Origin of the sequence: Burkholderia sp. Ac-20392 (assembly GCF_017104585.1) — a bacterium.
In the GTDB taxonomy this organism is placed as follows: Bacteria; Pseudomonadota; Gammaproteobacteria; order Burkholderiales; family Burkholderiaceae; genus Burkholderia; species Burkholderia lata.
In genome coordinates this window covers 1-2132 of sequence record NZ_JAAGPB010000886.1, presented here as the reverse complement: position 1 = coordinate 2132, position 2132 = coordinate 1, and the positions used below count along the sequence as shown (strand labels likewise).

General features: G+C 69.9%; 1 protein-coding gene and 2 pseudogenes. 1 reads left to right on the top strand and 2 read right to left on the bottom strand.

Features of this window, described 5'->3' with window-relative positions; translation table 11 throughout:
* A pseudogene (locus G3N99_RS39390) lies at positions 1 to 429 on the top strand (glutathione-disulfide reductase); the annotation flags it as partial.
* A 76-nt stretch (positions 430 to 505) separates the two neighbouring features.
* Here G3N99_RS39390 and G3N99_RS39385 read toward each other — a convergent pair.
* The gene (locus G3N99_RS39385; protein WP_206125098.1) at positions 506 to 1807 is read right to left on the bottom strand and encodes an FAD-binding oxidoreductase; all 1302 of its coding nucleotides are present in this window, start codon (positions 1805 to 1807) and stop codon (positions 506 to 508) included.
* A 25-nt stretch (positions 1808 to 1832) separates the two neighbouring features.
* Positions 1833 to 2123 (bottom strand): annotated as a pseudogene (locus G3N99_RS39380) (FAD-dependent oxidoreductase); the annotation flags it as partial.
* Positions 2124 to 2132: the final 9 nt, after the last annotated feature.

The window sequence follows — 2132 nt, the reverse complement described above, 5'->3', positions numbered from 1 at the left end:
CCGGTCGCGACGCGCGACGGCGGGCTGCTCGCGCGCACGCTGTTCGGCGGGTCGCGCGTCGCGGCCGATCACGAGTGGGTGCCGTCGGCGGTGTTCAGCCAGCCCGAAGTCGCGACGGTCGGCCTCACCGAGGCGACCGCGCGCGACCTGTACGACGGCGACGTCGACATCTACCGCACGTCGTTCAAGGCGCTGCGCCATACGCTGTCGGGCCGCGACGAACGCACGCTGATGAAGCTCGTCGTCGCACGCGACAGCCAGCGCGTGGTCGGCGCGCACATGGTTGGCCGCGATGCGGGCGAGATCATCCAGGGCATCGCGATCGCGATTCGCGCGGGGGCGACGAAGGCGCAGTTCGACGACACGATCGGCATTCACCCGACCGCGGCCGAGGAGTTCGTGACGATGCGGCAGAAGGTGGCCGACTAGCGGAAGCGCGTCGCGCACGGCGGCAAAGGAACGGCTGCGCTTCGGCGCGGCCGTTTCTCGTTGAGGTGGCCGCAGCTCAATGCACGCCGAACGCGTCGAGCAGCCGGTACCAGCTCATCGCGAGCACCAGCGCCGGCGTGCGTAGCGCCTCGCCGCCGGGGAAGTCGCGATGGCGGATCTTGTCGAACAGGTCGAAGCGGCTTGCCTGTCCGTTGATCGCCTCGGCGATCAGCTTGCCCGCGAGCGCGGTCGTGTTCACGCCGTGTCCCGAGAACCCCTGCGCAAAATACATCGTCGGCGCGATGCGGCCGAAGTGCGGCGCGCGGTTCATCGTGATGTCGACGAAGCCGCCCCATGCGTAGTCGACCTTCACGTCCGCGAGCTGCGGGAACGTCTTCAGCATGTCCGCGCGCATCGCCGCGGCGAGATCGCGCGGCTCCCGCGTCGAATAGCTGACCTTGCCGCCCCACACGAGCCGCGAGTCGGGCGCCGGCCGGAAATAGTCGAGCACGAAGCGGCTGTCGCAGATCGCCGCGCGGGCAGGCATCAGCGCGGCGGCGCGCGCGTCGCCGAGCGGCTCGGTCGCGATCACGTAGGTGCCGACCGGCATGATCTTCTTCGACAGCGCGGGCGCCAGCGTGCCGACGAAGGTATTGCATGCGAGCACGACGAAGCGCGCATGCACGTTGCCGCCGCTCGTCTCGACGACATGGCCGCCCGCGACGTCGCGCACGCGCGTCACGCAGCTGTCCTCGTGGATGCGCACGCCCGCATCGGTCGCCGCGCGGGCGAGGCCGAGCGTGTAGTTGAGCGGATGGAGGTGGCCGCTGTCCGGGTCGTACAGGCCGCCGCAATAGCGCTCTGACTGCACGTAGTCGCCGAGTTCGTCGGCTTCGACGAAGTGAAAGCGGTCGTAGCCGAAGCGCTTCGCGGCTTCGTCGCGCCAGCGTTTCAGCGCGTCGGCGTCGCGCTCGGTGTTCGCGGCGGTCAGGTAGCCGGGCACCAGCGCGCAGTCGATGTCGTGCTGCGCGATGCGCGACTTCACGAGCGACAGCGTTTCGAGCCCCATGTCCCAGACGCGCTTCACGTCGCCTTCCGGCATGAATTGCCCGAACGTGTCGATGTCGCACGCGAACCCGCCGATCAGCTGGCCGCCGTTGCGGCCGCTCGCCGCCCATCCGACCCGCGACGCTTCGAGCACGGTCACCGAATGGCCGCGCTCGGCGAGGTTGAGCGCGGCGGACAGGCCCGTGAGGCCCGCGCCGATCACGCACACGTCGGCATCGATCGTGCCGGCGAGCGGCGCGTGGCGGGTCGTATCGTTGGCAGTCGCCGCGTAATAGGACGCGACGTGCGGCTGGTTGGCGAATGTCTGCATGGTCAGGAGAACGGAGAAAGTGGGCTCAGAACAGCTCGCGTACGCGGTGGTACAGCATCCCGAGTTCGAGCGCGGGTTGCCGCCAGGCGTCGCCGCCGGGGAAGCGTCGGTGCCGCATGCGCGCGAACAGGTCGAACGCGCGCGTGTCGCCGGCGATCGCGCCGGCGACCGCGCGTCCGGCAATGCCGGTGAGCGCGACACCGTGGCCGCTGAAGCCCTGGACGTAGAAGAAGTTCGGGTCGAGTGCGCCGAAATCCGGTGCGCGGTTGCGCGTGACGTCGACGAAGCCGCCCCACGCGTGGTCGACGCGCACGTCGCCGAGCTA